Source organism: Moorena sp. SIO3I6 (assembly GCF_010672095.1).
This window is the reverse complement of record NZ_JAAHHU010000308.1, coordinates 1-5,201: the sequence shown is the minus strand read 5'-3', so window position 1 is coordinate 5,201 and position 5,201 is coordinate 1. Positions and strand designations below refer to the sequence as shown.

Here is a 5,201-nt window from a genome sequence, read left to right as displayed (position 1 = left end):
AAAGGCTTGAAAGCCTTGTCGGGTATGCCTTCTGCCTTCATGCAGCCAGCCCTATTTATTTCCTATTCATAATTCCTAAAATTTGTCAAGTTTTTTGTAAAGAAATATGTTTATAAAGCATAGCTTAATAAGGGGGACTTTGCGGACTCCTGCTATTCTTGGAAATACTAAAAATTGTCAATAATAGATCAATGAAGAGGCTGTTAACGTTAATATTAGACGGAGAAATTGAGCAGGGGTTTGATGCCACCCTGGAAATTCGGCAAGGGGATCTCCATTCTCCGTCCCAAACTCGGATTAAAGGGCGGTTGTCGGGGAATCGAGACTTACTCAACTGTTATCGCCATTGGCAGCAACGGTATCTGAGTTTGGAAATGCTATTTCGTGCTCTGAGTGCCAATGCCGAACAGGTGACCAATTCATCCCAGCGGGGAGAAGCCTTTGCGGCTTGTCGGCAAGGGGCTGAGGTTTTGGAAGGGAGTCTTAATCACTGGCTCAATACTGATCCAGAGTTTCGCTCGATTCGGGATAAGTTATTGGGCTCGGGGAAAAAATTTCAACTGCTGTTACAGACCAATAATCCCTGGCTGCGTCGGTTTCCCTGGCACCGCTGGGATTTACTGGCGGAAGCCCAGGCGGACGTTGCCCTGAGTGCCATTGAATACGATTGTCCCAACCCCCTTAACCGGCAGACTACCCCCAAGGGCAAGGTCAGAATTCTGGCAATTTTGGGTCAGGGTGCCAATCTTAACCAGCAAGCAGATCAGCAGGCGTTGGAGGAGTTGGCGGGAAAGGCGGGGGCACAAATTACCTGGCGGCAGGAACCCCAGGCATCGGAGTTAAATCAGCAGTTTTGATACTCCCTCGCTAAATCACGCGATTATAGTGAGGGATTCTTAAGAGTAGAAAACCCTTAACGGCTGAACCAAACAGCCTCTAAACCCTCCGATAAAATCATTGGGGTTACTTTTTCAAGGTTTTTGTTGGTTTGTACTTTTAGCAGAGGCTTTTCAGCTTGCGCACAGACCGGTACTCTTTTCTCCGCAGGAGACGCTGCGCGAACGAGCACAATAATATCTCTATTCTAGCAAAAACTTTCAAGGAGACGCAACATTTTCAGTCCCCAATTCCCCTCCCGCTAAGTCTTTCGGGCAAAGCCCGACGCTGTGCGAACGACTATAACGGGAGTCCCCTTGGGGTTGAACGATGGGAGCAGGGGTGGGATATTCTGTTTTTTGCTGGTCACAGTGGCACTTCCCAAGAGGGGCAGCGGGGAGAAATTCAACTCAATCAGACCGAACGCTTGACTATCGATGATCTGCGGTTTGCCTTGAAGAAAGCGATTGGCCGTAGGCCACGCTACGCGAACGCACGAGGGTTGCAGTTAGCTTCATCCGCTCTTATGCCTCACAACGAACATGCGCAGCATGAGTGTCAGATGAATTGCGGACAGGATCTTTAATCGTTTATAGTAGATATAGTAGGGAAAACCAAATAAGAGCTAACCGCCACCTACTAATTAAAAAAAACAAAATTTATTGTATTGTTCCGGTGCGGAGGGGCATCCCGTATCGTTAATAAAGCTTACCGAGTATCCTAAGCAGTAGCTGGAGTTGGTAAGAAGCCCACACTGAACTCAAAGAGTCAGCGTGGGAGTATGTCACCTATCTTTAATTCCTGTGATGGTTTCGGCTTAGCCTACCAGTTGGCAGCACAGCAAGATTTGTATTTGCCCCAGGTGATTGTGATGGCCGAGAAAGTGCCAGACCCAGTATCACCGAAGTTTTTGCGGTATTTTCTGGAAGCTTACATCCGGGGTTCACCTAAGGCTGTTACTGCTTGAGCTAACTGAAGAGGATTTTCAGGATCAGTACCAGGATGACCAGAAATAGCCTTTGGGTAGTGCAGCATTTAACCAGCTCAAAACGCTTGTTTCAAGCATCTTGAACAAGTATGGCATCACCATTGCTGGTGAAGGCAGCTGCCTGCAAAGACCGAATCATGATGTTTCGGCCGCCACCGATGTCCCTCGGCAATTCCATCTTGCATTCAGGACATCGAAAAATTTTCGAGCCACCTAGCTTGTTGTGCCGATGACCACAGTTGGTACAAGTTTTGCTGGTGTAGGATTCGTTGCACCGCACCACCAGTACATTCTTCCTAGCTGCCATCTGAGTTAAATGCTGGGCAAACTTGTAATGACTCCAACTCAACATATTCCTAACAGTTTTCCGGTTAATCTTCCTCGATGACTTGAGTACCATTTTACTGGTAGCAAACGTTGGCAGGAAGATTAACTTGTATTTGCCAATCAGGAATGATGCGACCTTGGAGTGCAAATCTTTGACCAAGCACTGAATCTTTTCCCTGATCCGGTCGGCAGCTTTCCGCATTTTATGCCGTTGCCGCTTGAAAGGAGACTTGGTAGCACGAGAAAGGAGTTGGTCAAGGTGTGAGCATAGTCGGTTGATACGCCCAATGTCGCCCTTACCAATCTCCAAGACATTCTCACCATCGTAGCCCGTCAAGAAAGCACGGTTTCCAGGGTCGAGAGCAATTACCCTTTCTTGTTTGGTAGGTTCGGTTTCCACATGAGCGGGGAAACATCCATACCACTTGCCCCGCTGATAAACCAATTCAGTACCATACTCGGATTGACTCGGCAAAGGTTTGGATGCTTTAAAGGTCAAACCCTTGGTTTTCTTGGGATACCAAGTACCGTTCTTAAAGTTCCCTACCTTGAACTGAATGGTTTGAGATTTACTTCGGCAGGACTTGAACTTGGCTTCACCGCCATTAGCTTTCCCTTGCCTGTAGGCGTCTATCGCCTCATCGCAAGCTTCTTGAGCTTGATGCCCAGGTAACTCCCTAACCCAATCTGGTATTGCCAAACTGTTTCGGTAGGCTTTTTGGAGGTCATCTTTGAGATTAAACCCGTTTTTTAACTGCTCCAGTGCCCAGTTAAACACTTGCCGGTAGGCTGCCAACCATTGTTTCCAAACCTTGTGCAGTTCAACAGTTGGATACAGCCTGATTTTCCTAACACTGTTTGGTGCTAGTTTGGTGGATTTTCGCGAGTGGCTGTGCCTTTTTGTCTGCTTGTAACGCTTCCCGGAATTTCTTTTGGTATTTTCCCAATCCGTAAAGCCTAGAACTGAAGCAATGGAGGATGGACAGCAGATCTTAGACCAATTCTTGCTCCTTGCTGAGTTTGCACTCACCCCAAACCATGAGTTGGCACTGATTTTTGTCACAGAGCTATCTAACCAGTTCGATGGCAAATCTGAGCAATCGGTCTGGGTGGGCAACCACAAGGCATTGGAGATCGCCTCGGAGAAATCTGTCCAGAATGGCGAGGACTTGTCCCCTCCTAAAATTGAGTCCGGAACCAATTTCTGATATGTGTTCTGCTTCTGGGAATCTTGAACGTAGTCGTTCAGTTTGTCTTTCAAAATCATCGCGCTGGGAATAAGTTGAGACCCGCGCATAGCAAACAGTGACAATTGGTCGGGGTTTTGCTGCTGCCTCCTCGATTTATTCAAGGTTGTAGCGTCTTTGACCCTTTGGCTTCCTGATTGCTTTGAGCCTGGCTTCTGTTTCCCATCACCTAAGTGTTTTTGAGTTGACTCCTTGAATTGTGGCGGCTTTCTTCGGTGTGACATCTCTCCTTAATAACCGCTTAATTTTACTATTACTAGTATAGTAAAAAATCAGTGGAATAAACGATTAATCAATGATTTGATTATTTAATGCTACGTCACATCAACAGTGAAAGCATTATTGGTTTATCTCGTTTATTATTTGTAACCGGTTTTACCAGTGTGATGGTCTCGTTGTGGTCAATACCTGACAGTTTTTTTTGGAAAAATCTTTGACAACCTCTCTAGGAGCAGGTTAAGGGGAGGGCGGTGGAGACGTTGGGGTTTTGAGGGCATAGCTTCCAGGGACAATGGTGGAACTTATTTGTGATTAGTTCCGTCAAGAGTAATGTAACTGATGAGCATTTACCACTGGGTTACTGCAGAGATTGGCTACAGTTAGGGGTTATAAAAAAACTTTAGCTATTTCCGGATATCTGATTTGAATCCAGAAAAAATTTATAGGATATGGAAAACCAGAAATCACTTCTGGATAATTTATCATGTACCCGGTCTTGATTGTCCCTTGGGGCAAACCAGGGTTATTTATTCCAAAACCAAAACTCAAGTAATTGAATATGAAATCACGTCAACAAAAATTTATCGAGGCATTAGACATTCTTAAAAATGATTACAAAGAATATGCCGAAATTTTGCAATTTTTGATTAAAAAACTTCGACAAGGAAAAGAAAAAGAAATCAAAGCAACACTAAAAAAACTTGATAATAATGATTGGAAATAAAGCTATTCTACATTTATATTTTGATTAAATTTAAATTTAATTTAAATTTAGTTAAAAACTAAATTAACTATAAAAGGACAGAAAAGGAAAGTTAGGGACACTTAGTTATGTGCCCCTAACTTTCCTGGATTTTATAATTTAATTCAAGCTAGCTTAGCTATAGCAAACTTATACAAAGCAGAGAATAAAAGACTAAAAATGCCACAACTTCTTCAAGACAAATTCATTTATCACTTAAATAAAATTATTCAATAATTTCCATAATATGCATAAATTTTATAATTACTAATTGAAAAAATTAAGCAATAAAAAAAACAAAATGACAGGAATGATTCAAAGGCTAAAGTATGAGAATGAATACTGGTAACCATTCCTAGAAAAATCTAACACTTTTTCTAGAAGCGTTAACTCAAAACTCGGCTTATAATCTTATAGGAATTATCTTGATTAGATAGTCCAAGTAAAGGGTTATTTCTTTAGCTTCTTCAGGAGCAAAACTTAGACTAACCTTGTGGTTTTTAATAAAATCTAGTGCATCTACATAAAGCTGTAAATTCCTATTCACAGGAATCTTTGATTCCTGTATTGCTCTATCCATCAGCTCCCAATCTCCTACGTCTAAACAGTAATAGATCAACTGCAAATATTTTCTGATTTCTTGAGAAAATACCTCAATATCCCCTGAGTAATCTGTATCTACATTGTTTGGATTCTGGTCATAATGCTTCCTTAAAGCTGCTTCGGCAGCTTCTTGGGATAACGCTTTTCGGTTAGCCTTGAGCCATTCCATAGCTTCAAGGCTAGCCTCTTCACGTTTTTT

Annotated in this window: 7 protein-coding genes; 4 read left to right on the top strand and 3 right to left on the bottom strand. The window is 43.0% G+C overall.

Translation table 11 applies throughout. From position 1 onward, the window contains the following. The first annotated feature begins 191 nt into the window (after positions 1-191). From F6K49_RS34780 to F6K49_RS34770, 3 genes are all read left to right on the top strand, one after another. A complete protein-coding gene (locus F6K49_RS34780; protein ID WP_293104006.1) occupies positions 192-857 on the top strand; it encodes a hypothetical protein in 666 nt (221 codons plus the stop codon). 158 nt (positions 858-1,015) lie between these two features. Then, on the top strand, positions 1,016-1,462 hold the full coding sequence (locus tag F6K49_RS34775; RefSeq protein ID WP_293104003.1) for a hypothetical protein: 447 nt from the start codon (positions 1,016-1,018) through the stop codon (positions 1,460-1,462). Between the two features lie 195 nt (positions 1,463-1,657). After that, a complete protein-coding gene (locus tag F6K49_RS34770) occupies positions 1,658-1,843 on the top strand; it encodes a hypothetical protein (RefSeq protein ID WP_293035975.1) in 186 nt (61 codons plus the stop codon). Between the two features lie 91 nt (positions 1,844-1,934). Here F6K49_RS34770 and F6K49_RS34765 read toward each other — a convergent pair whose 3' ends face one another. After that, on the bottom strand, positions 1,935-3,221 hold the full coding sequence (locus F6K49_RS34765; protein ID WP_293104012.1) for a transposase: 1,287 nt from the start codon (positions 3,219-3,221) through the stop codon (positions 1,935-1,937). Between the two features lie 37 nt (positions 3,222-3,258). After that, the gene (locus tag F6K49_RS34760) at positions 3,259-3,504 is read right to left on the bottom strand and encodes a recombinase family protein (protein WP_293104009.1); all 246 of its coding nucleotides are present in this window, start codon (positions 3,502-3,504) and stop codon (positions 3,259-3,261) included. Between the two features lie 712 nt (positions 3,505-4,216). On the opposite strand from F6K49_RS34760, the gene F6K49_RS34755 reads away from it, so the two are divergent. Continuing rightward, positions 4,217-4,381 carry a hypothetical protein gene (locus tag F6K49_RS34755; protein ID WP_293104000.1) on the top strand — a complete coding sequence of 55 codons (165 nt, stop codon included), beginning with the start codon at positions 4,217-4,219 and terminating at the stop codon, positions 4,379-4,381. 421 nt (positions 4,382-4,802) lie between these two features. On the opposite strand, the gene F6K49_RS34750 is transcribed toward F6K49_RS34755, so the two are convergent. Continuing rightward, the coding region (locus F6K49_RS34750) for a hypothetical protein (RefSeq protein ID WP_293103997.1) at positions 4,803-5,201 on the bottom strand (399 nt) is incomplete at its 5' end.